This window comes from Mycolicibacterium sarraceniae (assembly GCF_010731875.1).
Lineage (GTDB): Bacteria > Actinomycetota > Actinomycetes > Mycobacteriales > Mycobacteriaceae > Mycobacterium > Mycobacterium sarraceniae.
This window is the reverse complement of record NZ_AP022595.1, coordinates 4730419-4757278: the sequence shown is the minus strand read 5'-3', so window position 1 is coordinate 4757278 and position 26860 is coordinate 4730419. Positions and strand designations below refer to the sequence as shown.

General features: G+C 65.1%; 24 protein-coding genes and 3 pseudogenes. 13 read left to right on the top strand and 14 right to left on the bottom strand.

Features of this window, described 5'->3' with window-relative positions; genetic code table 11:
- Window positions 1-9: 9 nt before the first annotated feature.
- From G6N13_RS23690 to G6N13_RS23665, 6 genes are all read right to left on the bottom strand, one after another.
- A complete protein-coding gene (locus tag G6N13_RS23690; protein WP_163701292.1) occupies window positions 10-1224 on the bottom strand; it encodes a class I SAM-dependent methyltransferase in 1215 nt (404 codons plus the stop codon).
- Between the two features lie 14 nt (window positions 1225-1238).
- Window positions 1239-1652, bottom strand: coding sequence for a hypothetical protein (locus tag G6N13_RS23685; RefSeq protein WP_163701290.1), 414 nt, complete (start codon window positions 1650-1652; stop codon window positions 1239-1241).
- An 86-nt stretch (window positions 1653-1738) separates the two neighbouring features.
- On the bottom strand, window positions 1739-1948 hold the full coding sequence (locus tag G6N13_RS23680) for a hypothetical protein (RefSeq protein ID WP_163701287.1): 210 nt from the start codon (window positions 1946-1948) through the stop codon (window positions 1739-1741).
- On the bottom strand, window positions 1945-2787 hold the full coding sequence (locus tag G6N13_RS23675; protein ID WP_163701284.1) for a D-alanyl-D-alanine carboxypeptidase family protein: 843 nt from the start codon (window positions 2785-2787) through the stop codon (window positions 1945-1947). Before G6N13_RS23675 ends, G6N13_RS23680 begins: the two co-directional genes overlap by 4 nt.
- Window positions 2788-2953: 166 nt before the next feature.
- Window positions 2954-3826 carry a D-alanyl-D-alanine carboxypeptidase family protein gene (locus tag G6N13_RS23670; RefSeq protein WP_163701281.1) on the bottom strand — a complete coding sequence of 291 codons (873 nt, stop codon included), beginning with the start codon at window positions 3824-3826 and terminating at the stop codon, window positions 2954-2956.
- 50 nt (window positions 3827-3876) lie between these two features.
- Window positions 3877-5466 (bottom strand): sulfite reductase subunit alpha, encoded by a 1590-nt coding sequence (locus G6N13_RS23665; protein ID WP_407663950.1) that lies wholly within the window; start codon window positions 5464-5466, stop codon window positions 3877-3879.
- 156 nt (window positions 5467-5622) lie between these two features.
- Here G6N13_RS23665 and G6N13_RS23660 point away from each other — a divergent pair, with 156 nt between their 5' ends.
- Entirely contained in the window at window positions 5623-6039 is a 417-nt protein-coding gene (locus G6N13_RS23660; protein ID WP_163701275.1) for a nuclear transport factor 2 family protein, read from the top strand.
- Between the two features lie 107 nt (window positions 6040-6146).
- On the opposite strand, the gene G6N13_RS23655 is transcribed toward G6N13_RS23660, so the two are convergent.
- Window positions 6147-6680 carry a fasciclin domain-containing protein gene (locus G6N13_RS23655; protein ID WP_197746816.1) on the bottom strand — a complete coding sequence of 178 codons (534 nt, stop codon included), beginning with the start codon at window positions 6678-6680 and terminating at the stop codon, window positions 6147-6149.
- A 535-nt stretch (window positions 6681-7215) separates the two neighbouring features.
- Here G6N13_RS23655 and G6N13_RS25580 point away from each other — a divergent pair.
- Window positions 7216-7417 (top strand): annotated as a pseudogene (locus G6N13_RS25580) (cytochrome c biogenesis protein DipZ); the annotation flags it as partial.
- 49 nt (window positions 7418-7466) lie between these two features.
- On the opposite strand, the pseudogene G6N13_RS23650 reads toward G6N13_RS25580, so the two are convergent.
- From G6N13_RS23650 to G6N13_RS23640, 3 genes and pseudogenes are all read right to left on the bottom strand, one after another.
- A pseudogene (locus tag G6N13_RS23650) lies at window positions 7467-7703 on the bottom strand (IS110 family transposase); the annotation flags it as partial.
- 289 nt (window positions 7704-7992) lie between these two features.
- The gene (locus tag G6N13_RS23645; RefSeq protein ID WP_163701267.1) at window positions 7993-8832 is read right to left on the bottom strand and encodes a mycofactocin-coupled SDR family oxidoreductase; all 840 of its coding nucleotides are present in this window, start codon (window positions 8830-8832) and stop codon (window positions 7993-7995) included.
- A 33-nt stretch (window positions 8833-8865) separates the two neighbouring features.
- A complete protein-coding gene (locus G6N13_RS23640) occupies window positions 8866-10047 on the bottom strand; it encodes a cytochrome P450 (protein ID WP_163701264.1) in 1182 nt (393 codons plus the stop codon).
- A 219-nt stretch (window positions 10048-10266) separates the two neighbouring features.
- On the opposite strand from G6N13_RS23640, the gene G6N13_RS23635 reads away from it, so the two are divergent.
- Window positions 10267-11670 (top strand): xylulokinase, encoded by a 1404-nt coding sequence (locus G6N13_RS23635; RefSeq protein ID WP_163701262.1) that lies wholly within the window; start codon window positions 10267-10269, stop codon window positions 11668-11670.
- Here the strand turns inward: G6N13_RS23635 and alr are convergent.
- From alr to G6N13_RS23615, 4 genes are all read right to left on the bottom strand, one after another.
- Entirely contained in the window at window positions 11658-12773 is a 1116-nt protein-coding gene (gene alr, locus G6N13_RS23630) for an alanine racemase (protein WP_163701259.1), read from the bottom strand. The genes G6N13_RS23635 and alr overlap by 13 nt on opposite strands.
- Window position 12774: 1 nt before the next feature.
- Window positions 12775-13794, bottom strand: a complete 1020-nt coding sequence (locus G6N13_RS23625) for an aminotransferase class IV (protein WP_163701256.1) — start codon at window positions 13792-13794, stop codon at window positions 12775-12777.
- 24 nt (window positions 13795-13818) lie between these two features.
- Window positions 13819-15339: an APC family permease gene (locus G6N13_RS23620; protein ID WP_163701253.1), complete on the bottom strand. Its 1521-nt coding sequence runs from the start codon at window positions 15337-15339 to the stop codon at window positions 13819-13821.
- Between the two features lie 105 nt (window positions 15340-15444).
- The gene (locus tag G6N13_RS23615) at window positions 15445-16398 is read right to left on the bottom strand and encodes a LysR family transcriptional regulator (RefSeq protein WP_235677874.1); all 954 of its coding nucleotides are present in this window, start codon (window positions 16396-16398) and stop codon (window positions 15445-15447) included.
- 108 nt (window positions 16399-16506) lie between these two features.
- Between G6N13_RS23615 and G6N13_RS23610 the strand changes: the two genes are divergently transcribed.
- The 10 genes and pseudogenes from G6N13_RS23610 to G6N13_RS23565 all read left to right on the top strand — a co-directional run bounded on the left by G6N13_RS23610 (window position 16507) and on the right by G6N13_RS23565 (window position 26839).
- Window positions 16507-17319 carry an SDR family NAD(P)-dependent oxidoreductase gene (locus G6N13_RS23610; RefSeq protein ID WP_163701250.1) on the top strand — a complete coding sequence of 271 codons (813 nt, stop codon included), beginning with the start codon at window positions 16507-16509 and terminating at the stop codon, window positions 17317-17319.
- A gap of 46 nt (window positions 17320-17365) precedes the next feature.
- Complete coding sequence (locus tag G6N13_RS23605; RefSeq protein ID WP_163701247.1) at window positions 17366-18025, top strand: TetR/AcrR family transcriptional regulator; 660 nt, start codon at window positions 17366-17368, stop codon at window positions 18023-18025.
- Between the two features lie 6 nt (window positions 18026-18031).
- Window positions 18032-18226: a ferredoxin gene (locus tag G6N13_RS23600; RefSeq protein ID WP_163701244.1), complete on the top strand. Its 195-nt coding sequence runs from the start codon at window positions 18032-18034 to the stop codon at window positions 18224-18226.
- 3 nt (window positions 18227-18229) lie between these two features.
- Window positions 18230-19471: a cytochrome P450 gene (locus G6N13_RS23595; RefSeq protein WP_163701240.1), complete on the top strand. Its 1242-nt coding sequence runs from the start codon at window positions 18230-18232 to the stop codon at window positions 19469-19471.
- Window positions 19472-19508: 37 nt separating this feature from the next.
- Window positions 19509-20675 (top strand): amidohydrolase family protein, encoded by a 1167-nt coding sequence (locus G6N13_RS23590; protein WP_163701236.1) that lies wholly within the window; start codon window positions 19509-19511, stop codon window positions 20673-20675.
- The gene (locus G6N13_RS23585; protein ID WP_163701234.1) at window positions 20672-21943 is read left to right on the top strand and encodes a M24 family metallopeptidase; all 1272 of its coding nucleotides are present in this window, start codon (window positions 20672-20674) and stop codon (window positions 21941-21943) included. Before G6N13_RS23590 ends, G6N13_RS23585 begins: the two co-directional genes overlap by 4 nt.
- Complete coding sequence (locus G6N13_RS23580) at window positions 21933-23081, top strand: M24 family metallopeptidase (RefSeq protein ID WP_163701231.1); 1149 nt, start codon at window positions 21933-21935, stop codon at window positions 23079-23081. Before G6N13_RS23585 ends, G6N13_RS23580 begins: the two co-directional genes overlap by 11 nt.
- A pseudogene (locus G6N13_RS23575) lies at window positions 23074-23187 on the top strand (enoyl-CoA hydratase/isomerase family protein); the annotation flags it as partial. The gene G6N13_RS23580 and the pseudogene G6N13_RS23575, both read left to right, overlap by 8 nt.
- A 16-nt stretch (window positions 23188-23203) precedes the next feature.
- Window positions 23204-25603, top strand: coding sequence for a CaiB/BaiF CoA-transferase family protein (locus tag G6N13_RS23570; RefSeq protein WP_163701228.1), 2400 nt, complete (start codon window positions 23204-23206; stop codon window positions 25601-25603).
- 45 nt (window positions 25604-25648) lie between these two features.
- Window positions 25649-26839 (top strand): amidohydrolase family protein, encoded by a 1191-nt coding sequence (locus tag G6N13_RS23565; RefSeq protein ID WP_163701225.1) that lies wholly within the window; start codon window positions 25649-25651, stop codon window positions 26837-26839.
- The last annotated feature ends 21 nt before the right edge of the window (window positions 26840-26860 follow it).

Below are 26860 nucleotides of genomic sequence, written 5' to 3'. Positions count from 1 at the left end.
GCGTGCAGATCAGCGCGCAAGGCGGCTTAGGTCGATTGCGATGAAATCCTGTTGCCAGAGCCGCTCGAAGATGTTCGCGCCCAGCGTGGTTAGGCCATCCACGTCGGCGACGATTCCGCTACGCCCGACCTGCTCGGTGATCTCGGCGATAGTCCGAGCCGTATCGATGCGTTGGACGAACGCGAGCTCGACGGAGGTTAGTGCCCGACGACCACCGGGCCTCACCAGGTCGGTGCCGACCGCCTTGCAGCGGTAGCGCAAGACAGGCACGTAGTCGGCGACCGCTGCGGAGGAGAAGTCCACCCGGTAGGTCGCCGGCGATCGGTCCGGCCTACACGCGGTAAAGAAATGGCAGGCGTTGGAGGTGTTGATGCGCTCCGCCAATGCCCACTGCCGGTGCGGTTCCACGCTCGCTACCGCGCGGTAGAAGGTACCACCGTCGTTCGGCGGGTAGTAGTTGCTCTTGAAGAGCCAGTCCTGGAACGTCAGGCCCGCGTTCTCGATCAGATTCAGGCAATCGGGCACAGTGAAACTGCGGTCACGGCCGTGCAGGAACGTGTCGACAAGCCCAGCGTCGTAGCTCACATCTGGCGCCACCGCGAGGTAGCGCCGCACCGGGTGATCGGCGGGCAGCACCCGCAGCGCGTCCTTGACGATTTCCAGGGACTGCGAGTCCTGCCGCAGACCTAGATCTCGAAAGACGCCTTGCATCAGTTCGACGCCGTCGCGGCCGTGGGTGGCGTACACCATGATGGCCGCCACACCGTCGATACGCAGGCAGTCGGCCAGTGCGCGCATCCCGACATCCGGATCGGCGAGGTGATGTAACACGCCGGTGGACACGATCAGGTCGAAGTCGAGAGACAGACTTCCGACCTCTTCGATTGGAAGAAGGCGGAGATCGAGATTGCCCAACGAATACTTGTCTTTCAGGTGCCGCTGGTGATCGAGCGACGGGCCGCTGACGTCAATCGCGGTGATGCGGGCTTCAGGATTGGTGTAGGCCAGGACGGCGGCCTGGTTGGTGCCGCATCCGGCAACCAAGATGTCCATGTCCTGGATGTGCGGACGGTCCGGCCACAGCAGCCGGTGCGCGTGGCTGGGATCGAACCACTGCCAGTTGTTTACGAGCCACCCGTCCAGATCCTCGACGGGTTCGGGGTATTGCCAACGCTGATACTGACTGACGACGACATCTGCATCGGTCGGACCCGATGAAACCATGGTGTGGTCCTTCGCTAAGGCGTCGTCAGGAGGGGATTGCGTTGCATGATCGGCAGCTCGAATAGGTGCTCGGTTTCCGCGTCGTCAGTGTTCTGATGCAAGCGCAATGTGTAGATGCCGGCGGTCTCCACTCGAATAGGCAAGTGCTGCGCGAACACTCGGAATTTGACCGGCACCGGCAGGTCAGGCCAGTGCCAGCTGAACTCCATCGCCCCGACCCGTTGTCCGTCGGGTGAGGTGGCGGTGAGAAACAAGCGGGGGTCGTAGTCGCCCCCACCGGGGGCGGACACCGCCACCACCACCGGCACGGTGATCTGTGCGGGCAATGCGTCGGCGAAACAGCTAGTCATCGGAAACCCGGTGACGCTGACGCCGCCGCCCTCGTCCTGGGACGTACGCAACGCCGGAGCGAAAGCATCAACTCGCATGGTGGCCTTTCAAACGTGTCAGAGGTGTTGAGAGCGTAAGGCGCCACCACACCGGAACAGCCAGCTAGACCGGCAACCGCCGTGTCTTACGTCTCACTGCAGACCTTACCGTCCACCCCGGGTTGGCCCGTGATGCCGGTGATCGATGTGCCGCCGGATCCGCCAAGACCGGCCGTGTTGTTGTCACCACCGGTGTTGTCGTTGGCGTCACCTCCGTTGCCCCCGTTACCGCTCACCGACACCGTGGTGCCCGGCGCCGAAACACCGACGCTGGTTGCTCCGAGCGGGCGGGTCACTGGCTGTAGTGGCTGAAACCCCAGTCGAGCAGTTTCGCGGCCTGGCCCCGCAGATCGTCGCTGCCATACATCTGCACCACGATCAACCGGTGCCCGTTGCGCTGGGCCATGCCGACATAGGTCTCTTGGGCCAGGTCGGTGTATCCGCTCTTGCCGCCGATGAAGCCGGGGTAGCTGCGCAGCAGGCGATCCTGGTTCTTGAGCTCCTTGAACCCGGACCGGTCGGGGAACAGTGCTGAGGGTTGGTGGACGATCTGCGCGAACAGCGGGTAGCGCAACGCTTCTCGGTAGATCACCGCAAGGTCATGCGGCGTCGTCACCGATTCCCAGCCCGGCCCGTCCAGGCCCGACGGGGAGCCGGCCTTGGTGCTGCGTGCGGTGAGTTGGTAGGCCTTGGCATTCATCTTCTGCACCGCGACCTGGGGGCCGCCGAACATATCGGCCAGCAGGTTGGCAGCGTCATTGCCCGACACCATCAGCAGGCCGTCGAGCAGTTGTCGCCCCGTGTAGACCTGGCCCGGAACCAAACCGACGCACGAGCATTCGACTTGGGTGTGCGCCGCGCTCGCCCGGACCGCGGTGTTGGGAGCCAATTGGTCGAGTACGACCATCGCCAGCAGCGCCTTGATGGTGCTGGCCGGCGCGTGGGCACTATACGGTTCGCGGCCGCCGAGGATCTGGCCGCTGTCGAGGTCGGCGACCAGCCAGGCCTGGGCCGGGCCGTCGGGCGGAGCTGCCACCGCGCCAGCCGGCTGGGGAGCGGGCGCTGCGGCGGCCGGCGCCACCAGAACGAGGGACATGGCAATGCTCAGCAGTGCGATGAACGGGTGGGCCGGCATGGCCGCCGAGGCTAATCAGCGCGCACCTCGGCAACGACGCGATCGAATCTCGAAAGCGTTGCGATGGGTTTAGAACGTTCTTGCAAGAGAGCTTTGCTTCGACGTAGTTGGTGACGTCCCGAACAGCGTCGTCTACACCGACGGCGGCCACCGCTAGCCGCGCGGACTACAGCGTGGCTACGCTGTCCGAGCGGTTCTGGGCGAAACCCCAGTCCAGCAGCGTCGCCGCCTGATCCCAATAGGTGGGGCCGCCTTCGTGGATCAGCCCGTACATCATCGCGATCACCAGCCGGCGGCCGGAGCGGTCGGCGGCGCCGACGAACGTCTTGCGGGCCGCATCGGTGAACCCGGTCTTGCCGCCGACAGCTCCCGGGTAGCGCGCCAGCAACTCGTCTTGATTGACCAGCGGCCTGTCACCGGCATCGGTCGGGAACATGGCCACCGGCTGCGCGGTGATCTGCGCGAACACCGGATTGGCCATCGCCGCCCGGAAGATGGCAGCCAAGTCATGCGGGGTGGTCCACCCCGACCCGCTCGGTCCGTCCAGGCCGGACGGTGTGGTCGCATGCGTGTTGGTCGCGCCGATCGTGACGGCCTTGGCGTTCATTTTGTCCACCGTGGCGCCGAAGCCGCCGAGCATGTCTGCCAGGGTGTTGGCGGCGTCGTTGCCCGATACCAGCAGCAGCCCGTCGAGCAGCTGGCGTGCGGTGTAGACCCGGCCGGGTCGGACTCCCGCACAGTTGCATTCGACCAGGGTGTCGTTGTTATTGGCCACGACAGTCGCGTTCAGGTCAGGCAGCTCGTCCAGCACGGTGAGGGCCAGCAGCGTCTTGATTGTGCTGGCCGGCGGGTGGGCGGCGTACATATCGCGACCCGCCAGCACCTGGCCGGTGTCCATATCGGCGATGATCCAGGCCGGCGCGGGTCCGTCGGGGATCGGTACCGAACCCGGCGGCTGGTCGGTGTCGGCGGTGGCGATACCGGTCGACGCGGTCAGCAGGCTCAGCCCGGTGATCGCGCTCGCAAGAAGTCTGCGCATGGGTTCCGAGCCTAACCCGCGGTGCCCCAGGCGTCCGGGCGCCGATGGCGTCAGTAGACGTCGCGCACGTACCGATGGGCCTTGATCAGCTCGTTGACATAGGCGTGGGCGCCCGCGGCGTCCATGCCGCCGGCGTCGGCGACGATTTCGTGCAGGGTCCGGTCGACGTCCTTGGCCATCCGGTCGGCGTCACCGCATACATAGAGATGCGCACCGTCCTGCAACCAGGAGAACAGCTCGGCGGCGTTGTCCTTCATCCGGTGCTGGACGTACGTCTTCGGGCTGTCCTGCTCGCGAGAGAACGCCAGGTCCAGCCGGGTCAGCGCGCCGGACTCGACGAATTCCGACAGCTCATCGCCGTAGAGGAAATCGGTGGCGCGGCGACGATCACCGAAGAACAGCCAGGACTTGCCCGGCGCTGCGATCGCCTGGCGTTCGTGCAGGAACGCTCGAAACGGTGCGATGCCGGTGCCGGGTCCGATCATGATGATCGGCACGTCGGGGGCGGGCAGCCGGAAGTTGTGGTTCGGCCGCAAGTGGATGCGCACCGCCTGACCACCGGAGACTTTGTCGGCCAGGAAGGTCGAGGCGACACCACCGCGGTCGCGCTCGCGGTAGCGATAGCGCACGGTCGCCACCGTCAGATGCAGCTGATCGGGATGGACCTGCGGGCTGGAGGCGATCGAATAATCGCGAAACTGCAAGGGCCGCAACACTTCTAGCAGCTCCTCGGGCGTCAGCTCGGCGAGGTCGAGCAGGTCGAGAACATCGCGGCCATACAGCCAGGCCGACACCGCCGCCGGGTCTGAGGAATTCAGCGCGGCCGCGGCCTCGGCATTGTCGGTGCGGGCGGCGATCAAGGCCTGTAATGCCCGCGATGGCGTGCAGATCTCCAGCTCGTTGGTGAGCAGATCGTCCAGCGGCCGCTCGCCGCCGGCGGGGGCGAACGCGGCGTCGACACCCAGTTTCGCCAGCAGGGCCGCGACCAAGTCGGGCGAGTTGATCGGATGAACGGCCACCGAATCGCCGGCTTCGTAGGTGATGCCGGAATCGCCGAGATCGAGTTCGATGTGGCGGACTTCCTTATCGGAGTCCGTCGCCGTCAAGAGCCGGTTCACCACGGCCGTCGCCATATACGGGTTCGCGTCCGTCCATCGGGTGGTGTTGCGGGTCGGGGTCGGCCGCGGTGCCATCGGCACCGCGGCTGCGGTATGCCCGGGCGCGGCGGTGCTGGCCGCCTCGATCATCTTGGCGATGTCGGCGATCCACTCGCGAGCGTCACCCTCGTGGTAGCAGTCGTACTCGATGCGGTCGGCGAGCGGGCGAGCCCCAAGTTCGGCCAGCCGGGCATCGAAGAGGCGACCGGCATTGCAGAAGAGTTCATAGGAGCTGTCGCCGATGGCCAGGACGGCGTAGGCCACATGGTCCAGACGGGCTTTGGATACCGACAGCTCCTCCCAGAACACGGTGCCGTTGTCGGGAACTTCGCCCTCGCCGAATGTCGAGGCCACCACGATGAAGTGACTGGCGGCCGCTAGGTCGTCGAGGGAGAGGTCGTTGAGTTCGGTTTCGGTAACGTCGACGCCGGCCGCTTTACACGCGTCGGCCAGCTGCATGGCGATGTATTCGGCGGTGCCCATGTCACTGGCGTAGCCAATGGTCAGTGAGAATTCGGGGCCCTGGAACACTCGTCCTCCACTCGGCAGCCAACTTTTGTTAGGGTTACCTTAGTGGACTTGTCTCGCTGGCGTGGACCTCCCCACCGGGGCGCGGCACGACGGTGTTGAATCACTCCGATGCTGAGTCTTGAAGAGATTTCGGATCGGCTGGAGATCCAGCAGCTGCTGGTGGACTACTCCACGGCCATCGACAATCGCCAGTTCGACGACCTGGATCGCGTTTTCACGGCAGACGCGCACATCGACTACACCGAGCTGGGCGGTATCGCGGGGACCTTCCCCGACGTCAAAGCCTGGCTTGCCGAGGTATTGCCGAATTTTCCGGCGTACTTCCACATGCTCGGTAACTTCGACATCCGGATCGAGGGGGACACCGCGACCTCGCGCACGATCCTGTTCAATCCGATGGCGCTCGGCGACAACGGCCAGGTCATGTTCTGCGGACTCTGGTACGACGACGCGTTCATCCGGACTGCCGACGGCTGGCGGATGACGCGGCGCGTCGAACAGAAGTGCATCCAGAGGATCGTTTGAGCAGTGCGCGTGGGGTGATGCCGTCGCCGCAGGGTTTGTCACGTCGAAGGCGGCGTTTGTCCGGCACCACCGCCACCGCACTCAGCATTCCTCGAGTGCCGTCAGTATCAGTTGGCCGGTGGCATCAGAACGGTGTCGATCATGTATACGGTGGCATTGGCGGTGCGCACGCCGCCGCAGACGACCGATGCGCCGTCCACCTTGAGGTCGTTGCCGGTGCCAGTCACAGTCACCGGAGCGCCCTGCACGGTTGGGTGTGCGCCGACGACGTCGGCCGGAGAGAGCTGACCGGGTACGACGTGATAGGTGAGAATCTTGGTCAAGCTGGCGGAGTCGGATTTGAGCGCCTCGACAGTGGACGCCGGCAGCTTGGCGAAAGCAGCGTCGGTCGGCGCGAAGACGGTGAATTGCCCGCCGTCCAACGTGTCGACGAGATTCACGTTCGGATTGAGCTTGCCCGATACGGCAGCCGTCAGGGTGGTCAGCATCGGGTTGTTCGACGCGGCGACGGCGACGGGGTCTTGTGCCATACCGGTAACCGAACCCGGGCCGGTGGGAACCTGCATGGCGTAACCCGCACACCCTGGTCCGACCAGGTCGCTGGTGATATCGGCACCGGCAACGCCGGTTGAGATCGTCATGATGGCAGCCGCGGTCAGGGTTGTCGCCCCTACCGCCGCCGCGATTTCGCGGTGAATGTTCATTGACGTGTTTGCCCTCCGAGTCATCGACGGCCGGGTGCCGCCTTCGTGGTGTACGAATGGGATTCGGAGCCGATCGCGTCGCGGATTGGTCGAATACGAAACTCTCTGAACAACTGCGGCCCACATGGGTGCCGCCCCGCCTCGAAAAGTCCGCTATCACTGATAATTTCGGACGGTCACCCATCCGCGCGCCCGGCGGCTCCGAACTCCTTGAGCAACTCGGCGTCGGCACGCCGTACCGAGGCGGTGGAAGGGACCACAATGGACGGTCTGCGGGTTACGGCGCGGGTGCTTACTCGCGCGGTGATAACGACGACCGCGGTGTGCAGGGCCGTCGTGGCGTGTAGTCGCAACCTCGTCGGTGATTGCGACCCGGCAGCGGTCGCGCGGTATCCACCGTCAGGTCGGCACGAGTACAGCCGTGAGTCAACAACAATCGCGCCCATGGCCTGGCAGGCACCGAATACTGATCATGGCCACGCTGCTGCTGATCGGCTTCTTCGGTGGGTTGATCACCGGCAGCTCGCCTTGCTTCTTGCCAGTCGTGTTCCTATCGGCGGCAGACTCCGGCGACGGGCGTGATGTACTGCAGCTTCAGCGTCGTTACTCTCACCGGGTCGGCTCTACTGTCCGTACTGCACCTGCCACACGACGCGATCCGGCGGTGTGCCGTGGCGCGGGTAGCGGGTCGAGCCGGGTGTGCAGGCCCCTGCCCCCGGCCACGTCCTCCAGCAGGTAGTGGAACGGCTTCCAATAATCGCCGGTGGCTTCCATCACCACGCAGGTGACCTTTTGTTCGGCCAGATGATCGCGCGAGGCCACGATCTGGCGGGTGGTCGCTCCGAATGTGGTGACCGTTTCGGTAGTTTTTCGACGACCCGCGCCGTTGATCCGGACGCAGATTGTGGCGTCCCTTTTCGAGATGTCCAGACCCGCGCAGCGCGGATGAATGACGTCCACGGTGCCGCTCCCTTCTCTGGTGATCAACTGTGCAGGTGTCCGTCGTGGGGAGGGCAGGCAGAGTCGGAAGTCTGACGCACGGGCCTCTAAGCACCAATCCACGGTTCCCGTGGAAGCCCTCCGCCGCCATGCTGACTTACCGGCTCAAGGCGCAGAAGTCTGCCCAACTGTGCGGATTCTCGTTATGCGCGGAGATTTTCACCACCCGCCCCGCCTCGACGGTGACGTCAACACCGCGCGAGGCTAGGCAGTACCGACAGAACGTGAACGGTCTGTTGCGGAGTGGGAACTACTTCAGGCAACTGCCGCCGTCGACGGGCAGTTGGACACCGGTGATGTAGCGGGCCTCATCGGAGGCCAGGAACAGCACGGCGTTGGCGATGTCCTCGGGTTCGACCCAGCCGATCGGCAACGTGTGCATCAGCTGTCCCACGATCTTCATGTCCTCGGGGCCCGGATTCTCCAGGTCGGGGCGGAACAGCTTCATCGTGCCCTCGTTCATGAACAGCGGGGTGTTCACGTTCGTCGGGTGCACCGAGTTGACCCGGACGTTCTGGGCACCCAGCTCCACGGCGAACGTCTTCATCAGGCCAACCACTCCGTGTTTGGCGGCGACGTAATGGCCGCAGTGTGGGTAGGCCTTGATCCCGCCCACCGAGCTGGTCAAGATCACCGATCCGCCGCGTCCGCCCGCGAGGATATGCGGCATACCGGCTTTCACCGTCTTCCAGACGCCGGCGAGGTTGATGTCGATCATCGCGGTCCAGTCGGCTTCACTGGTCTGGTCTAGCGTTTGGCCGCCGTTACCGATGCCTGCGTTGGCGACGATGATGTCGAGCCGGCCGAACTCCTCGACACCGGCGTCGACCACACTCTTCAACGCGTCGTAGTCGCGGACGTCGACCTCGGCGGTGAAGATGCGGCCACCGGCATTCTTGACCAGATCGGCGGTCTCAGCCAGATCCTCTGGCGTGGAGGCGGCGATCAGCTCGACCGTCTCGACCTTCTTGCAGATGTCGACCGCGATGATATCGGCGCCTTCCGACGCCAGCCGGACCGCGTGGGCGCGGCCCTGTCCGCGTGCCGCACCGGTGATGAGTGCGACTTTGCCTTCTACCCGTCCTGCCATGTTCTTGAATCCTCTTGTCGTAGTTGGTGGATGTCAGGGAACGATCGTCGGCATGGCATCCCATCCGCGGACCGCAGTGGTTTGGGATTTCACAGCATTTGGCCAGTCGACGTCCCATTCGGGGAAGCGCTTGAGGACTTCTTCGAGCGCGATGCGCCCTTCCATCCTGGCCAGGGCGTTGCCCATGCAGAAGTGAGTGCCCGCCCCAAAGGTCATGTGCGACTTCAGTTCACGGTGAATGTCGAACACGTCGCCGTCGGGCTCGAACCGGCGATGGTCACGGTTGGCCGAACCGACGAGCATCAACATCGCCGAACCCTCCGGGACTGTCTGCCCGTAGTACTTGGTGTCCCGCGCGACGTAGCGGGCGATCTGCAGCGCCGGCGGTTCCCAGCGGAGCAGCTCTTCGATCCCCTGCGGGATCAGGGCCGGATTCTCGGCGAGTTCCCGGCGCTGATCCGGGTATTCGGCCAGTGTCTTTCCGGCCCAGCCGATCAGCCGGGTGGTGGTCTCCGACCCGGCGGTCGCGATCACCGTCAAATAGAGCAACAGCTCCTCGCGGGCCAGCCGCCGTACCGTGCCGGTCTCGTCGGTGAATTCAGCATTGAGCAGGTCGGTCATGATGTCGTCGGACGGGTGATCGCGGCGATAGTCGATGAATTCGGCGAACACCTCGCCGGTGGCCAGTAGGTCGACCTCTTTTTTCTGAAGCGTCGCCTCGCCGTAGTCGGTGACTGCGCGCTGCCGGTCCTCCGGAATGCCCAGAAGCAGGCCGATTACCCGCATCGGCATCTGTTCGCCGAGGTCGTTGACGAAGTCGAACCGGCCGGTGCCGACCAACGGATCCAGGCAGCGGGTGGTGAATTCGCGGATTTGTGGTTCCAGCGCAGCGACTTTGCGCGGGGTGAACACCCGTGACAACAGATTGCGATGGATGTTGTGGAGCGGCGGATCCTCGAAAATCAATGTCCCAGTAGGAATCTCCATGCCGGACTTGATGATCTCCAACAATGCGCCCCGGCCGGAGATGAACGTTTCGTGGTCGATGACGGCCTTGTTGACATCGTCGAATCGGCTCAGCGCGTAGAAGTCGAGATCCGGGTTGTAGTAGAGCGGAGCTTCCTCGCGCAGCCGCGCAAACATCGGATACGGGTTGATGTTTTGTTCGACGTCATAGGGGTCGTAGTGAAGATCCCTGTCGGCACTAACGGTCACCGGGTGTTCCTCCCATGGGCTGCGGTGTGAGCAACTGTTGCAGCTTCGTTCAAAAGGTGTCAATGCCATGTCCGGATTAGGCGAGGTTTGCTGCCGAAGTGAGAGAACATCGTTCTCAGGCGCCTCGTTTAACTCGGCTAAGTTGTTTGATCGGGTGCCCTGTGAGCAGGTTGAATACAGGAGTGGCGGCATCGGAATACTGCGGGTGAGGGTCCGGTCATGACGTTGGTTGCCGGTGTCGATTCGTCCACCCAGTCGTGCAAGGTCGTGATTTGCGACAGCGAGACCGGGGCGGTGGTTCGCTCGGCGTCGACCACCCATCCGCCGGGTACCGAGGTCGATCCCGAGCATTGGTGGAACGCCCTGGGCGACAGCATCGTTCGGGCCGGCGGCCTCGACGATGTGGCCGCGGTCGCGGTCGGTGGTCAACAACACGGCATGGTCTGCCTCGACGACGAGGGGACGGTGGTCCGGCCCGCGCTGCTGTGGAACGACACCCGCTCCGGCGGCGCGGCCGCCGACCTGGTCGCGGAGTTCGGCGGCGCGGCGTGGTGGGCCTCGCAGATCGGTGTCGTGCCGGTCGCGTCGGTCACCGTCGCCAAGATTCGCTGGCTGGCCGACGAGGAGCCCCGAAACGCGGACGCGACCGCCGCGGTCTGCCTCCCGCACGACTGGCTGACCTGGCGGTTGAGCGGGAGCGCCGATATCGCCGACCTGTGTACCGACCGGAGCGACGCCAGCGGCACGGGCTATTTCGCCGTTCCGGCGGGCGGCTACCGCGACGACGTCCTGAGCGCCGCGATGCGCGGCCGCCGTCCGGCGCTGCCACGGGTACTGGGGCCGCACGAAGCCGCCGCTCACATGACCTCCGGGGCCCTGCTGGGGCCTGGTGCGGGTGACAACGCCGCCGCTGCTCTGGGATTGGGGGCCGGTGTCGGCGACTGCGTGATCTCGCTGGGCACCTCCGGGGTGGTCAGCGCGGTCGGCGATGTCGTGCCCAACGACGCCGACGGCCTGGTCGCCGGATTCGCCGACGCGACCGGCCGATACCTGCCACTGGTGTGCACACTCAACGGCGCCCCGGTGCTGGCCGCTGTCGCCGCGATGCTCGGTGTCGGTCTCGAGGAGTTCTCCGCGCTGGCACTCAGTGCCCCTGCCGGCGCCGAGGGCCTGGTCTGGGTGCCCTATTTCGGCGGTGAGCGATCGCCGAACCTGCCTGCGGCGTCCGGCGCGCTACACGGTGCGACCGACCGTAACCTGTTGCCGGCCAACGTTGCCCGCGCTGCCGTCGAGGGCCTGCTGGCCTCCATGCGGTTCTGCCTGGACAAGATCGCCGACCAGGGTATCGACACCGCGACGGTGATGATCGTCGGCGGTGGCGCGCGCTCAGAGGCGGTGCGCCGGATCGCACCAACGGTGCTCGGTGTCCCCGTCGTGGTGCCGCAACCGGGCGAATACGTCGCGCTCGGTGCGGCGCGGCAGGCCGCCTGGGTGTTGTCCGGCGGCGCGACGCCCCCGATCTGGTCGACGGGCGAGGCCACCGTGTACGAATCCGAGCCGACTCCGTCGGTCGTGGAGCGTTACCGGGAAGCCAGCCGGCTGACGCTGGGTCAGGACACGTAGCGTCGCACGGTCCGCCCGCGGATGCCCGACAGGATCTCGTAGTCGATCGTGCCGGCGGCTCGCGCCCAGTCGGCTGCTGTCGGTTCACCGCCGGCGCCGGTGCCGAACAACACCGCCCGGTCGCCCTCGGTCACCCTTGTTTCGTCAGGCCCGAGGTCGACGACGAACTGGTCCATACAGATCCGGCCCACGTTGGGAAACGAGCGCCCGCCGATCGTGATGGTCAACCCGTTGGACAGCACCCGCGGAATCCCGTCGGCGTAGCCACAGGCGATCACTGCGATGGTGGTGTCTCGCGGCGCGACCCACGTGTGGTTGTACGACACTCCCTGCCCAGCCGAAATCCGTTTCACCACTGCGATCTCGGCCGTCAGCGTCAGAGCCGGCTCGAGTCCGAAGTCGCCCATCGCCGGGATGGGCGTTCGGCCGTAGACGGCGATGCCTGCGCGCACCAGATCGCGGGAGAGGTCTGGGCGGGTCAGGGCGGCAGCCGAATTCGACATATGGATAACCTGTGCGGGTGCCCCTGCTCGACGTAGGTAGGCCACGCAGGCATCCAATCCGGCGGCCTGCCGGTCGTTGAGTGGGTGCTGCGGCTCATCGCCCCGTGCCAAGTGCGTCATCGCAGTGCGCATCACGACCGCGCCGGATGCCGCGTACTTGGCCACGGCTTCGCATAGATCGGGCCAATCCGGCAGTGCGGCCCCACCGCGTCCGAGGCCGGTGTCGACTTTCACGCCGACCGTCGCGATCGTGCCGGTGGCTTCGGCCGCCGCAGCGACGTCGGACAACTGGCGAACCGACGACACTACGACTTCGATCCCCGAGGCCACCGCAGCCGCGAAATCGGTTGTGCACGTGTGTAACCAAGTGGCAATGGGCGCGGTGATCCCGTCGCGGCGCAATGCCATCGCCTCGTCGACCGTGGCCACCCCCAGCTCGGCGGCACCCGCGCTCAGAGCGGCCCGCGCGACCTGGGTGGCGCCGTGCCCGTACCCATCGGCCTTGACTACGGCCATCACACCCGCGCGGGCCCGATCGCCCACCACCTGCACGTTGTAGGCGATCGCACCCAGATCGACGACGGCCTCGACGGCCGCCATCTCAGTAGTCGATGGCTTCGATGAGCGGCGACGGCTCGTCCATCAACGCCCAGAAGCGATCCCGGATCGCCACCGTCAGCGGTCCCGGCCTGCCGTCGCTGATCTGCTCGCCGTCCAGCGAGATGATCGGTGTCACCCCGCCGGCGGTCGTCACGGCCATGAGCTCGTCGGCGTCGTAGAGATCGCGGCTGGTCACATCGCACAACGTGGCCTCAATGCCCATCGCGTCGGCGATCTCGAACACCGTCTTGCGGGTAATACCGGGCAGCGCGTTGCGCGACGGCGAGAACAGCTTGCCGTCCTTGACGATGACCACGTTGAATCCGGGTCCCTCGGCCACACAGTTGTCGGCGTCGAGCAGGATGGCGGTGCGGGCACCGCGGTCCTTGGCCTCGAAGCTGGCGGCGGTCAGATCACCCCACTGGTAGTTCTTGATCGTCGGGTCGACAGTGTTGCGCCCGGCGCGCCGGACGTGACGCGGCACGACCGCGGTGGTGCCGAAGATCTGCTCCTCGGGCGGAAACGCCCAGAGGTAGGGGATGGCGTAGATGTAGACCTGGTGGTTGAGCTTGGACAAGTCCTTCTCGCCCTTGCGTTTTCCGTAGCCGCGAGTGACGGTCAGGTTGACGAAGGACTCGCGCAGGCCCGACAGCGCGACGCATCGCTTGGTGATGTCGGCCAGCTCCTTTTTGGTCATTCCGGCGTCCAGGCGCAGCTTGCGGGAGCCGTCGAGCAGCCGGTCCAGGTGGTCGCCGAGCCGGAAGATGTTGCCGTGCCATACGTGGGCCACGGTGTAGGTCAGGTCGGAGTGCCCGAATCCGGTGTCGAAGATCGAGATCTTGGCCTCCGAGGCGGGCACATACTCGCCTTCGATCCAGGCGGCGCCGCCGGCGAACTCGCTGGAATGGTCCAGTTCGTAGTCGCTGTACTGGATGACCGACCCCGGCGGGGTGTCCTCGCGGATCGCCCCCGGCTCGACGCTGACGAGGTTACTGCTGGCGAAATCGGTATGAATTGTCATGGTTATGAGTCCTTTTCGTCAAAGCTAGTCGTTGGACAGATGGGTGCGGGCGAAGTCTGATCCCGCCTCGCCACGATTGAGGCGGCCGCGTAGGGCCGTACCCCACCAGAGGGTCCCGACCACGACGATCCCGAGGAATACCCAGCCGTTGCCGGCGAACTGTGGCAGGAAAATCAGCGCCACCGCCACGCTGAGGAAGACCACGAGTGCCGTGACATAGAGCGGAACGCGGAACCGGCCCAGGTCGAACGTGCCCGGTTCACCTTGTGGAATGGTGCCTTTGCGCACCCCGATCAGCAGTCCGATGGTCTGCAGGATGTAGACCGAGAAGAACAGCAGGGAGGCGATGCCGAGGATGTAGTTGAACGCCCTCTCGTTCACCAGCGCGGAGATCAGCAGCACTGTCGACAGACAACCGAGGCCGAGCACCGCATAGGTGGGGGTCTTGCTCTTGACTGAGACGTGCCGCCACAGGTGTGAGGCCGGCAGCATGTTGTCGCGCGCCATCGAATAGGTCAGCCGGGTGGCTACCAGGATGTTGGACAGCAGGCAGGCCAGGATGTTCGTCAATGCCACCGCGACAACGATTTTGGTGACGACGGGGCCGCCCTGCTGGTTGATGATCTCCTCGATCGGTGCTGCCGAGTTGGCCTCCACGGCGGCTTCGTCACGGATCGCCAGCACGTAGACGACGTACATCAGCAGTTCGATCACGATCGAGGTGATCAAGGCGTAGAACATCGTGCGCGGCACGACGTGGCGGGCGTTCTTGGTCTCTTCGGCAACGTCGGCGCCCGACTCCACGCCGATCAGACCGAAGAACGGGCCGAGGGCCGCGGCCAGCCAGGCCACCACGTAGGAGTCCTTGTCACCGGACTGTCCGCCGGTGAATAGCACGGAGATCGGCTGATGGTGGTCGGGTGCCGAGAACGCGATGACGGCGACCAGCAGCGTGGCACCGACGGTGATGATCAGTTCCAGGCTGACGCCGATGTTGTTGACCATCGTCGCGAACCGCACGCCGTAGATGTTGATGAGCACGCAGAGGAACACCACGGCGATGGCGACCAGGATCTGTTCGCTCTGCGTCATGTTCCAGCCGAACAGGCCGCCGAGGTAGCCCGACAGGATGAAGCCCACCCCGGTCATGCCACTGATCCAGCCGAGCAGCGCCACGAACCCGGTGAACCAGCCCAGGCTGGGCCCGTTGATCCGGCTGGTCCACTGGTAGGCGTAGCCGGCCAGCGGGATCTTCGCGGTCAGGTCCGCGGCGATGAACGCCCACAGCGAGAACACCACACCGGCCAGCAGCAGCGTCCAGACGAATGGCCCACCCGCGGTGAAGTAACAGGCACCGAAGCCGGTGAATACGGCGGTGGTGGCGCTGATGGTGGCGAACCCGATGGCGAACGACGCCACCGAGCCGACCGACCGGTCCAGCCGCTGCTGGTAGCCGAACTCGGCGAGCCGGGCGTCCTCGCCTTCCCCCGGACGGGCTGGCGGCGGTATCGGTGAATGAGTGGCGGGTGTCAGCGCATCGGTCATGGTCACTCCAGGTCAGGACGGCTCATGGAACATCTGAAGTCAGGAAAACGCGCCGTGAACGGTTTCGGAAGTTCCACATTTCAATGGACTGATAACCGTGGATTATCAGTCACGCTCATCGTCGGAGTTCCAATGCTTCTGGACATGCGAAACCAGGGCTTCTGCCTGCGGAGACAGCCGCGCGGGGTGCCATGCGAGTGCGGTGTAACTGGGCGGGCGGCCTGTGATCGGCACGTAAACAATGCCGGGCCGGTCGTAGAAATGCGCCACCGACGACGTCGTGAAACTGATGCCGAGGCCGCGGGCGACCATGGTGGTCTCGGCCTCGTAGGTGGCGGCGATCCCCGCGATCGTCGGCGGGCGGTTGCCGCGCACATCCATCGCCAGCCAGTAGTCTCGCCAGCCGCCTGCGGTCATCGGAGCGCACACGATCGGCTCGTCGAGCAGCTCGGTGATGTCGACCTCGGTGCGGGTGGCCAGCTGGTGATCCCGGGGCAGGCAGGCCACCCAGCTCTCGGCGTCGAGCACCATCATCCGGTGCTCCGGCAGATCCACCGGCGGCCGGATCAGCGCGACCTCCATACTGCCGTCACCGAGACCCGCGGTGGGATCGGCGAAGTCGTACTCGCTGGGTTCGACGACCACTCCGGGATGAGCCGTCTCGAAATGCCGGACGATTCGGAACAGCAGGTCGGCTCCGGTGCCGATCAGGTAACCCAGACGCAGGACGCCCTGCTGTGTTCCCGACATCGTGACGAGATTGCCGACGACGGCGTCGATGCCGGCCAGTGCCTGCTGTACCTGGGGGAGCCAGGCGGCCCCCAGGTCGGTCAGCGCGACCTCGCGGGTGTTGCGGATGAATAGGACGACACCGAACTGGTGCTCTAGCTGTTTGATCGCCGTCGACAGCGCGGGCTGGGTGATGAACAGCTTGTCGGCCGCGCGCCGATAGTTCAGTTCGGTGCCGAGGGCGGCGAAGTACCGCAGTTGACGCAAGGTGACGTCGGCGATCGTGATGCCCTCCAGGATCGACGGGTGGGGACTCCAGTGTGCGTCCAATCCGCTGTGGCGCGCCCATTTAAATCAACCGCTTGACTTCGGTCGGATGCAGCGAGTTGACTGCCTACGCCGCCGGATTGGCGTGCATACGAGAGGGATTGGGCCGTCATGAGCAACGAATTGGCAGGCAAGGTCGCGGTCGTCACCGGCGGCGCGTCGGGACTCGGGGCCGGCATTGCCGAGCGGTTTCTCGCCGAGGGTGCGACGGTCGTATTCGGCGATATCGACGCCGAACAGGGCCAAGCGCTGGCAAACAGCCATTCGCAGGCATTGTTCCTGCCCACCGACGTTGCGCTCACCGACCAGGTCACCCGGCTCATCGATACCGCGGTGGAGGAGTTCGGCCGTATCGATGTGATGGTCAACAACGCGGGAGTGTCGGGGAAGATGTATCGGAGTTTCCTCGAAGACGGGCTCGAGGACTTCGAGAAGATCCTGGCTGTCAATCTGAAAGCTGTCATGGCCGGCACGCGTGATGCCGCCAGGCACATGAAGACCTCCGGCGGCGGCTCGATCATCAACCTGACATCCATCGGCGGAATCCAGGCCGGCGGCGGGGTGATGACCTATCGTGCGTCCAAGGCCGCGGTCATCCACTTCACCAAATGCGCGGCGATCGAACTGGCCAACTACGAGGTCCGGGTCAACTGTGTTGCGCCCGGCCATATCCGGACGGCCATCGTGTCGAAGTCGGCCCACGGCATGGACGCCGAGCAGGTCGCGAAGTTCGAGGCGGGTATCCGGGCGACTATGCGGGCCGACCGGCCGCTGGAGCGGGAGGGGACTGCCGCTGACGTCGCCGAGGCGATTCTGTTCTTCGCCGGCGACCGCTCGCCCTATGTCACCGGCACGGTTCTGCCAGTCGACGGTGGGACCGCGGCGGGCAAGCCGGTGCCGAAGCTGAAGCCGCAAGGCTCTTAAATCAATCGCTTGACTTAATAACGGCATCGGAGTTGACTGACCAGCGATGACGACAGCGACGAAAGGTGCCCGCACGGATCGGGCCAGCCTGACCCGTCAGGCGATCCTGACTGCCGCCGAGCGCCTGTTCGCCGAGCACGGCGTCTTCGCGGTATCGAATCGGCAGGTCAGCGAGGCCGCCGGGCAGGGCAACAACGCTGCTGTCGGCTACCACTTCGGTACCAAGACCGATCTGGTCCGTGCGATCGAACATAAGCACGCGATCCCGGTGGAGAAGCTGCGTGCAGCCCGGGTTGCGGCGCTGGCCGGTACGAATGTCCAGCTGCGGGACTGGGCCGAGTGCCTGGTCTTGCCGCTCACCGATCACTTGACCGCGATGGGCAACCCCACTTGGTACGCACGGTTCGCCGCCCAGGTGATGGCAGATCCGGCCTACCAGCAGACCGTCACCCGTGACGCGCTCGCGCTGCCGAACCTGGTCACCGTGCTCGAGGGCATCAATCGCTGCCTGCCGGACCTGCCGGGGCACGTCCGGGTGGAGCGCAACATCATGGCGCGCAACCTGCTGATGCACACCTGCGCGGAGTACGAGCGCGCCCTCGCCGAGGGGGCTTCGTTACCGTTAACTAATTGGCGCACAGCGGCTTCCGGGCTTGTCGACGCGATCGTCGGGCTGTGGCTGGCCCCAGTGACACGACAGGGTTAGAACACGATGAAGGTCACCGTCGACCAGGACAAGTGCGTTTCCTCGGGTCAGTGCGTGCTCACCGCATCTGAGGTATTCGATCAGCGCGACGAGGACGGCGTCGTCGTCCAACTCACCACCGAACCGCCGGCCGAAGAAGAAGACAATGCGCGACGGGCCGCCGCGGCCTGTCCCGCGCAGGCGATCTACGTCGAGGAGTGACGCATGTCGGACACATTGGCAACTGACTCGACCGAGGCAGCCGCCGCGGTCCCGGAGTACCCGATGGCGCGTGCGGCGCGATGCCCGTTCGCCCCACCTCCCCAGCTGCTCGAGCTGAACGAGACCGCGCCGCTGTCGCGGGTGCGGATCTGGGACGGCAGCGCCCCGTGGGTGGTGACCGGCTATGAGGCGGCTCGCGCCCTGTTCGCTGACCCGCGCATCAGCGTCGACGACCGTATTTCCGGCTTCCCACACTGGAATGCGCACATGGAAGCCACCGTGAACAAGCGGCCCCGGTCGGTGTTCACCTCCGATGCCGAGGAGCACACCCGATTCCGGCGCATGCTGTCCAAGCCGTTCACCTTTCGCCGGGTGGAAACGCTGCGCGCGGTGATTCAGGACGTCACCGACGAGTGCATCGACGAGATCCTGGCCGGCCCCGCGCCCGCCGACATGATCAAGAAGCTCGCCCTGCCGGTGCCGACGCGGGTGATCAGCGACATGCTCGGCGTGCCCTACTCCGACCACGAGTTCTTCCAGGAACACGCGAATGCGGGGATGGCTCGCAACGCAGCCGCCGACGCCATGCACAAGGGTGCGATGAGCTTGCACAAATACCTGATCGATCTGGTGGAGAAGAAACAGAGAGATCCGTCCGAGGATGCGGTGTCCGACCTCGCCGGGCGGGTCACCGCCGGTGAGATCAGCGTCAAGGAAGCGGCACAGCTGGGCACCGGCCTGCTGATCGCCGGCCACGAGACCACTGCCAACATGATCGGCATCGGTCTGGTCGCACTGCTGGAGAACCCCGAACAGGCTGCGTTGCTGCGTGATTCCGATGACCCGAAGTTCATTGCCAACGCGGTCGAAGAGCTGATGCGCTTCCTGTCGATCATTCAGACCGGCCAGCGCCGAGTTGCTCTCGACGACATCGAGATCGGCGGCGAAACCATCAAGGCCGGTGATGGGGTCATCCTCGATCTGGCGCCGGCAAACTGGGATCCCGCAACCTATGTCGATCCCGGGAAGCTCGACCTGACTCGAGATGCCAGCCAGCAGTTGGGTTTCGGCTACGGCCGGCACCAGTGTGTCGGCCAGCAGCTGGCCCGCGCCGAAATGCAGATCGTGTTTCCCACCGTCCTGCGCCGGATGCCCAAGATGAAGTTGGCGATCCCCTTCGGCGAGGTGCCCTTCCAGCACGACCGCCTCGCCTACGGCGTCTACGAGCTTCCCGTCACCTGGTGACAAGCCCGCTCAGCCCTTATCGATTGGAGTGTCCACGATGTCGACGTTGACTGCCACGCTCTACCCACCGGAAGGTTTCGGTGCACCCAAGGACCGCCAGGGTCACGCCACGGGGGACTTCGGATTGCCTTTCGGCACTGAGGTTTTCTCGGCCGACAACCATATCTCGGTGGCCCAGGACATCTTCTACGAGAAGTTCCCCGAAGACCTGAAGGGACAGGCGCCGCGGATCTGGTACGAGGACGGCGCCTACATGGTCGGCATGAAGGGCAAGGCATGGACGGGCGGTGATTTCGGTCGTGTGCTGATGCAGTACGACGACCTGGCGGGGGCGTCGACCAACGACATGGCTGCGCGCGTCCGTGAGCTGGCCGAGGACGGTATTGACAAGGAGCTGGCATTCCCCAACGCCGTCCTCGCCCTGTTCCACTATCCGGATAAGTCGTTGCGGGAGCGCGTGTTCCGAATCTACAACGAGGTGATGGCCGAGCTGCAGGAGCAGTCCAAGGGCCACTTCTACGGTGTTGGCTTGATCAATTGGTGGGACCCCAAGGGCGCTCGCCAGAATCTCGAAGAGCTGAAGGCGCTCGGGCTCAAGACCTTCCTGCTGCCGCTCAACCCCGGCAAGGATGACGACGGCAATATCTACGACTACGGCGCCGCATCGATGGATGCGGTCTGGGACGAGATCGAAGACTCCGGCGTGCCCGTCACCCACCACATCGGTGAGACGCCGCCGAAGACGCCGTGCGAGAACAACAGTGTGGTCGTCGGGATGATGGTCAATGTCGACTCGTTCCGCGAACAGTTTGCCAAGTATGTGTTCTCCGGGATTCTCGACCGGCACCCGACACTGCGTGTCGGCTGGTTTGAGGGCGGAATTGCTTGGGTGCCAACCGCATTGCAGGACGCGCAGCATCTGTTGGCGTCCTACCGCCACATGTTCAACCACGAACTGGCCCACGATCCGCAGTACTACTGGGATAACCACATGTCCGCGTCGTTCATGGTGGACCCGCTGGGACTGGAACTCCTTGACAAGATCGGTGTCAACAACGTGATGTGGTCGTCTGACTACCCACACAACGAGTCGACCTTTGGTTACTCAGAGAAGTCACTGGCCACCGTGGTCGAGGCTGTCGGCCCGGAGAATGCGGCGAAGATCTGCAGCTCCAACATCAAGAATTTCCTGGGTGTGCAGTGACCACGTCCACCCATTTCGGCGTCACCCAGATCGCCCGGACCGGTTACACATGGCTGGACATCCCGCAGGAGCCTGACTTCGCCCGGTTGCGCAGCGAAGTCGGCGCGCGCCTGCGGGCCGCGATGGGCGATCAGGGAGTCGACGCACTGGTGCTGCTGGGCAACAGCAACGTCATGTACGCCAGCGGTATCAGCTGGCCGCTGGCGGACGCCGGGTTGTCACATGTCGAGCGGCCGGTGGCGGTGATCCTGGCCGACGACGAGCACCCGCACCTGTACTTGCCTTTTCGTGAGGGTGCCGCCGAGGAGACCGAGCTACCCGCCGATCACCTGCATGGACCGGTGTATCTGGAATTCGACGAAGGCGTAGCGGAATTCGCGACGATCCTGGCCGGACTTGTCCCGCCGGGTGCGACGGTGGGGACCGATGAGTTGACCGGGGCGATGCGACGAGCTGGTAGTGCGCTGTTCCCCAGCCCGCCGGTCGACGCCGCGCCGACGGTCGGTGCGGCGAAACTGGTCAAGACCATCGACCAGATAGCGTGCATCCGGCGAGCCTGCCAGATCACAGAACTGGCCATCGCCGAGATTCAGAAGTCGCTGGCGCCCGGTGCTCGCCAGATTGACCTGTCTGCCGAATTCGTGCGTCGCACCTTCGAACTCGGCGCGACCACGAACATGTTCGACTCGATCTGGCAGGTCATGCCCGCGTCCAAGTCGGCCCAGGGAACCTGGACCACGACAGGCGATCTCGCCCTGCCGCTGTTGACCACCGAGCGCGAGCTTGCACAAGGTGACGTGTTGTGGACCGACGTGTCCATCTCCTACCACGGCTACTGCTCCGACCACGGGCGCACCTGGATCGTGGGTCAGGAACCGACACGGGCGCAGCAGCTTCAGTTTGAGAAATGGAGCCGGGTGGTCGACGGGGTGCTGTCGGTGACCAAAGCCGGCGCTACTTGCGGAGATCTCGGACGGGCGGCGATCGCCGCCACCGGCGGGGAGAAGCCGTGGCTGCCGCATTTCTACCTGGGCCATGGGATCGGAACAAGTGCAGCCGAAATGCCGATGATAGGAACAGATCTCGGCCAGGAATGGGACGACAACTTCGTCTTTCCGTCCGGCATGTTGTTGGTATTGGAGCCGGTGGTGTGGCAGGACGGCACCGGCGGCTATCGCGGCGAGGAGATCGTGGTGGTCACCGATGACGGCTGGATGCCACTGACCGCCTATCCATACCATCCGTATGAGGTGTCCAATGGGAACTGAGATCGAGGCCGACGCCCGGGCTCTGCGGTTCAGCCGTCGTGAACGGGCCCTGGCCCAGATGGAGGCCCACGACCTTGATGTGCTGGTGCTCGGCCGTCAGGCCAATGTCCGCTACATTTCCGGTGCCCCGCAGCTGTGGGTAGTGGGCACTCGTCCATTCGGGCCCATCTGCGAGTTCGTGCGGGCTACCGGCGAGATCCATCTCAACAGCACGTGGGATGAGGGCGTTCCCGAAGAGATCCCGCACGAGAACCTGTATGGGTTCGCGTGGAACCCCCTGACATTGATTGAGATACTGAAGAACATCGAGGGTGCCGATACCGCTCGGCGAGTCGGCGCCGATGCACTGACACCGACTTTCGCCACACTGTTGCCGATGGCGTTCCCGAATGCGGAGTTGGTGGATGCCGAGCAGGCCATGCAGGCCGCCCGCCGGATCAAGACTCCGGAGGAAGTGAAGGCGTTGCGCCACGCGCTGGCGATCGCCGAGGAGGGCCTGGCCGCGGGTGTGGCAGCGCTCGCTCCGGAGGCTACTGCGAAAGCCATCACCGCTGCGGTGTTGGAGGCGGAGGCCGCTGGTGGGGTGAGTACTCCGGCAACGCAGGAGGCCGCCTGGGCGACGTCGCGGGAGCATCCGTGGGGCCGCTCCGAGGGCGGTGGTGTGATCTGTGAAGGTGACCTGGTGGTGTTGTCGGCAGGAGTGCTGGCCGACGGATATGTCGCCCAGATGGCCCGCACGTTCTCGGTCGGCGAGCCGACCGAGGCCATGCGCGGGCTCTATCGGCGTCGAGATGCGCTGTGGGACAGACTGCTAGCGGCTTGTCGGCCAGGTATGCCCACGAGCGCGCTATTGGACGCCTACGTCCAGGCTGGCGAGCAGCTACCGGTCATGCCGGTGGCGCACGGCCTCGGCTTGGGCTTCGACCCCCCGGTCGTCTCACCTCAGCTGCGAGCCACTGCCGACGCCGAACTCCTGGAGGCAGGAATGGTGCTCGCCGTCACCGCCCACGTCTGGGAGGCATCGGTTGGGTCAGTGATCACGCGGGATGCTGTGTTGATCACCGCCGACGGGTACGAGGTACTGACGTCTAGTCCGGCGTGGAGCGCCGCGGCGGGCGTCGGTACGCACGATGCCTAAGGCCGAACGCCCGGCGGCCGAGGAGGTCATCGGCTGCGAGAAGAACCCAAAGACCAAGATCGCCACGATCATTTTCAACCGGCCGGAGTACCTCAGCGGCCCGACTAAGAAGAAGTAGCGCCATGGCCGACATGCCACTGGCCGGCTTCGTCGTCGTCGACATGTCGACCGGCATCGCCGGCGGTTACTGCACCAAGCTGCTGTCCGACGGCGGCGCCTCGGTCATCAAAGTTGAAGCCCCTCAAGGGGATCCGCTGCGTCGATGGTCTGCCTCGGGTGCGCCGATCGGCCCGGGGGAGGACGGCGCGCTGTTCACCTTTCTGGCCGGCGGTAAGCACAGCGTGCTGGCCGATCCGGCCGCGGCCGACGACGCAGCCCTCATCGATGACCTGCTGGCCTGCGCCGACGCGGTGGTGTGGTCACCCGGTTCGCCGCTCGCCGACGAGCCGAGGCTGGCTGCGGACGCGCTGCATGCCGCACACCCGCACCTGATCGTCGCCGCAATCACACCGTTCGGCCTGCACGGACCCTGGAGTGAGCTCCCCGCAACGGAATTCACTCTCCAGGCTTGGTCCGGCGGGATTGTCGGGCTGGGCCGCGGCGCGCCGGACCGCGCGCCGGTGTACGTCGGCGGGCGGGTCGGGGACTACCTGTCGGGTTCCTACGCCAGTGCGGCGATCCTGGCATCGCGGATGCGGGTTCTCGGCGGCGGTGCCGGTGAGCTGATCGATCTGTCGATGCTGGAAAGCCACGTGATGGGCCTGACCTATTACCCGGTGACCTATTTCGAGATGCTGGGCCGGCCGTGGCGGGACAGCCGCAAGCTGACCGTGCCGGGCATCGCGAAGACCAAGGACGGCCTGGTCGACGTCGGTTGCGGCACCGCTCAGCAGTGGTTCGACCTGTGCGCGATGACCGGGCATGAGGACTGGATCGACGAGGACGCACCGCTGACGATCACCGAGCAGGCAGGAGAGAAATCGGCGGAGCTGTACGCCTGGATGGCTGAGCGTACGGGTGACGAGGTGCGTGATCTCGCGACGGCGTTCCGGATCCCCAACGCCCCGGTGGCCAGCCCGGACACCGTCGAGTCGCTGGAACATTTCGCTGCCCGTGGGTCGTTCGTCAGCAACCCGGCCGGTTTCCGCCAGCCGGATCATCCCTATCGGATCGCCGGCGTCGAGCTGCGCCCGGCGTCGCCGGCGCCGCGACTCGGTGAACACACCGATCGATACCGGAACGCACCGGGTAACCGGCGCCACGCCGGTTTGATTCAGGATCGATTGCCGCTGAGTGGAATTCGAGTCGTGGACCTCACCACGTTCTGGGCCGGACCGTTGTGCACTCATCTGATGGCGCTGTTGGGAGCTGAGGTGATTCACGTCGAGTCGGCCCGCCGGCCCGACGGCACCAGGATGATCGCCGGCGTACCGATGACCGAAGAGCAGTGGTGGGAGAAGCAGCCGATCTTCGCCGCGCTGAATACCAGCAAAAAAGACATGACGCTCGACCTGGGCACGCAGCGGGGTCGAGAACTCCTGCACCGGCTGATCGCTACTGCTGATGTGGTCGCCGAGAATTACACGCCGCGGGTGCTCGATCATCTTGGCCTGGATTATTCTGCCGTGCAACAGATCCGGCCCGATATCGTGATGGCCCGGATGCCGGGGTTCGGGCTCGACGGTCCGTGGCGGGACAATCCCGCGTTCGCCTACGTCATCGAGGCGGCCGCCGGTATCAGTTGGCTGACCGGCTACCCGGACCGCAATCCCTACGAGCCGTACTCCCTTGGTGATCCGAATGCGGGCTTGCATGCGCTCAACGCGGTGCTGCTGGCGCTTGAACACCGCAGGCGCACCGGGGAGGGTGCGCTGATCGAAGCGGCGATGGTGGACGCCGCGCTCAATATCGCCGCCGAGCAGATCGTCGAATACAGCGCCTACGGCGCGGTCTTGCAGCGCGCCGGCAACCGGGGACCGGCCGCATCACCGCAGAATCTCTACCGCACAGCAGAGATCGACGAATTCGGCCGTGCCGACTCCTGGGTCGCGATCGCTGTCGCCACCGACGCGCAGTGGCAGGCCCTCCGTGGCGCGCTGGGCAACCCGGATTGGGCGGTCGATCCCGAGCTGGCCACGGCCGGCGGGCGGCGGATACAAGCAGACTTCGTCGATGAGCACCTCAGCGGCTGGTGCCGAGAACGCAGCGGCGACAAGATCGTCGCGACGCTGTGGCCGGCCGGCGTCCCGGTGGCCAAGGTCATGCAGCCGCACCGGCAGCCCGAGCTCGAACAGCTCACCGCCCGGGGGTTCTTCGAAGTTCTCGACCACCCGGTCAACGCGCCGGTCCGGTTCACCACGATGCCGTTCCAGCTCTCGCGTGGGCCCAAACCCGTGCACGCCGCACCGGCTCCGTTGCTCGGCCAGCACAACCGCGAGATCCTGACCGAACTCGGTTTGTCCGCCGACGAGATCACCGCGCTGGAACAGGAGGGGGTCATCGGCGCTGGGTATTGTGGTTAGTCCATAATGAGAATATCGTTCTCACGAGAAACTTAGGAGGATTTCATGGGCCAGCTGTCGCACCGGGTGGATATCCCATTTCCACTGTTCGACGCGGACAATCACCTCTACGAACCGCCGGAGGCGATGACCAAGTACCTCCCCAAGGAGTACAAAGACCTCGTCCAGTACGTTGAGATCAACGGCCGCACCAAGATTGCGCTGCGGGGCCAGATCAGCAACTACATCCCCAACCCCACCTTCTCGGTGGTCGCCAAGCCTGGCGCGTGGGAGGAATACTTCAAGTTCGGCAACCCCGAGGGCAAGAGCAAGCGTGAGCTGTTCGGCGAGCCGATGCGGGCCATCCCGGCGTTCTTCGAGCCCGGACCGCGCCTCGAGGTGATGAACGAGCTCGGCATCGACCGTTCGCTAATGTTCCCGACGCTGGCCAGCCTGATCGAGGAGCGTCTCGCTGACGATCCGATCGCCATCCACGTCGTCATCCATGCGCTCAACCAATGGCTCGATGAGGTGTGGGGCTTCAACTACCAGAACCGGATCTTCACCACGCCGGTCATCACGCTGCCGATCGTCGAGAAGGCGATCGAGGAACTCGAGTGGTGCGTCAAGCGCGGTGCCCGCGCGATTCTGATCCGGCCCGCCCCGGTGCCCGGGTTCCGCGGTCCACGCTCGTTCGCGCTGCCGGAGTTCGACCCGTTCTGGGAGCGCGTCGTGCACCATGATGTCTTCGTCGGCATGCACTCCTCGGACAGCGGCTACTCCCGCTACACCTCGGAGTGGGACGGTTCGGTGACCGAGATGCTGCCGTTCCAGACGAACGCGATGGGCATCCTCAACGAGTGGCGCCCCATCCAGGATGCGGTGGCGTCCTGGGTCATCCACGGTGCACTGTTCCGTCACCCCAAGCTGAAGGTCGGCATCGTCGAAGCCGGTTCGAAGTGGATGTTCCCGCTGCTGGACTCCATGGCCGAGGTGTGGAAGAAAGCGCCGGAAGCCTTCCTGGGCAACCCGATCGAAGAGATCAAGAACCGCATCTACGTCAGCCCGTTCTACGAAGAGGGCATCGACCAGTTGGTCAACCTTATCGGTGTGGACAACGTGCTCTACGGTTCGGACTGGCCGCACCCGGAGGGTCTGGCCGAGCCAACCCACTATGTGACGGCGCTGGAACATCTTTCGGTGGACGATCAGGCAAAGATTATGGGCGGCAACCTGTCTCGCCTCGTCACGGTGTGACCCACCCCCAAAACTGGCAGA

Coding starts and splice junctions, on each gene's coding strand:
- G6N13_RS23690 (WP_163701292.1), bottom strand. CDS start 1,224: ATGGTTTCATCGGGTCCGACCGATGCAGATGTCGTCGTCAGTCAGTAT.
- G6N13_RS23685 (WP_163701290.1), bottom strand. CDS start 1,652: ATGCGAGTTGATGCTTTCGCTCCGGCGTTGCGTACGTCCCAGGACGAG.
- G6N13_RS23675 (WP_163701284.1), bottom strand. CDS start 2,787: ATGCCGGCCCACCCGTTCATCGCACTGCTGAGCATTGCCATGTCCCTC.
- G6N13_RS23670 (WP_163701281.1), bottom strand. CDS start 3,826: ATGCGCAGACTTCTTGCGAGCGCGATCACCGGGCTGAGCCTGCTGACC.
- G6N13_RS23665 (WP_407663950.1), bottom strand. CDS start 5,466: ATGGGCACCGCCGAATACATCGCCATGCAGCTGGCCGACGCGTGTAAA.
- G6N13_RS23660 (WP_163701275.1), top strand. CDS start 5,623: ATGCTGAGTCTTGAAGAGATTTCGGATCGGCTGGAGATCCAGCAGCTG.
- G6N13_RS23655 (WP_197746816.1), bottom strand. CDS start 6,680: ATGACGATCTCAACCGGCGTTGCCGGTGCCGATATCACCAGCGACCTG.
- G6N13_RS23645 (WP_163701267.1), bottom strand. CDS start 8,832: ATGGCAGGACGGGTAGAAGGCAAAGTCGCACTCATCACCGGTGCGGCA.
- G6N13_RS23635 (WP_163701262.1), top strand. CDS start 10,267: ATGACGTTGGTTGCCGGTGTCGATTCGTCCACCCAGTCGTGCAAGGTC.
- alr (WP_163701259.1), bottom strand. CDS start 12,773: ATGGCGGCCGTCGAGGCCGTCGTCGATCTGGGTGCGATCGCCTACAAC.
- G6N13_RS23625 (WP_163701256.1), bottom strand. CDS start 13,794: ATGACAATTCATACCGATTTCGCCAGCAGTAACCTCGTCAGCGTCGAG.
- G6N13_RS23620 (WP_163701253.1), bottom strand. CDS start 15,339: ATGACCGATGCGCTGACACCCGCCACTCATTCACCGATACCGCCGCCA.
- G6N13_RS23610 (WP_163701250.1), top strand. CDS start 16,507: ATGAGCAACGAATTGGCAGGCAAGGTCGCGGTCGTCACCGGCGGCGCG.
- G6N13_RS23605 (WP_163701247.1), top strand. CDS start 17,366: ATGACGACAGCGACGAAAGGTGCCCGCACGGATCGGGCCAGCCTGACC.
- G6N13_RS23600 (WP_163701244.1), top strand. CDS start 18,032: ATGAAGGTCACCGTCGACCAGGACAAGTGCGTTTCCTCGGGTCAGTGC.
- G6N13_RS23595 (WP_163701240.1), top strand. CDS start 18,230: ATGTCGGACACATTGGCAACTGACTCGACCGAGGCAGCCGCCGCGGTC.
- G6N13_RS23590 (WP_163701236.1), top strand. CDS start 19,509: ATGTCGACGTTGACTGCCACGCTCTACCCACCGGAAGGTTTCGGTGCA.
- G6N13_RS23580 (WP_163701231.1), top strand. CDS start 21,933: ATGGGAACTGAGATCGAGGCCGACGCCCGGGCTCTGCGGTTCAGCCGT.
- G6N13_RS23570 (WP_163701228.1), top strand. CDS start 23,204: ATGGCCGACATGCCACTGGCCGGCTTCGTCGTCGTCGACATGTCGACC.
- G6N13_RS23565 (WP_163701225.1), top strand. CDS start 25,649: ATGGGCCAGCTGTCGCACCGGGTGGATATCCCATTTCCACTGTTCGAC.